Source organism: Buttiauxella brennerae ATCC 51605 (assembly GCF_001654925.1).
GTDB lineage: Bacteria > Pseudomonadota > Gammaproteobacteria > Enterobacterales > Enterobacteriaceae > Buttiauxella > Buttiauxella brennerae.
The window spans coordinates 1-559 of sequence record NZ_LXER01000057.1 but is presented as its reverse complement, the minus strand read 5'-3'; the positions used below and the strand labels follow the sequence as shown (position 1 = coordinate 559).

General features: G+C 56.0%; 1 pseudogene. It reads right to left on the bottom strand.

Annotated features, from left to right (window positions below):
* Positions 1 to 559: pseudogene (locus M975_RS21960) on the bottom strand (FAD-NAD(P)-binding protein); the annotation flags it as partial.

Below are 559 nucleotides of genomic sequence, written 5' to 3'. Positions count from 1 at the left end.
ACGGCTTCATGCAGTCGCAGAATGGCATAACGCCAGGGCACCGTTCGCCTGTCGCGCTTGTTGCGCTCAACTTCAATCAGGTTGGCATAGGCCCAGCGGAAAGGATCGTTTTTACGGCGATCGGCAAACCAGGCGTGGGCAAAACTGTCTGCATCCAGCGTGCTCAGTCCGATCAACCTGCTCCACGACGGGTCGGCTAGCTCAAGTTCTTCCGCCATCAGACGGAAGATCCTGTCGAGCAGGCCCTCTGATCCCGCGGTAATCTCTTTTTCCACCGCCTGCGCGGTGACGATGCATAAAGGTTCATAGGGGAGCGGGCAGTAAAAATCAGCTTCTGGCAGGATCCCCGAGCGTGACATCAAGACGATCTCCAGCCCTTCGCTGCCTTCATCGAGTAGAAATTCAAGGTGTCCGTCATCTGTCTGTACAAACTCACCATGCTGTATCACTACGGCCATCGCGGCGTCGATTCCGCTGAGCGAGGTGCCCAAAATGCCGACTTTACAGGGTGGAATTCTGGCTTCCATCAACCCTGACCAGGGGCTGGGAAAGAAAGTTG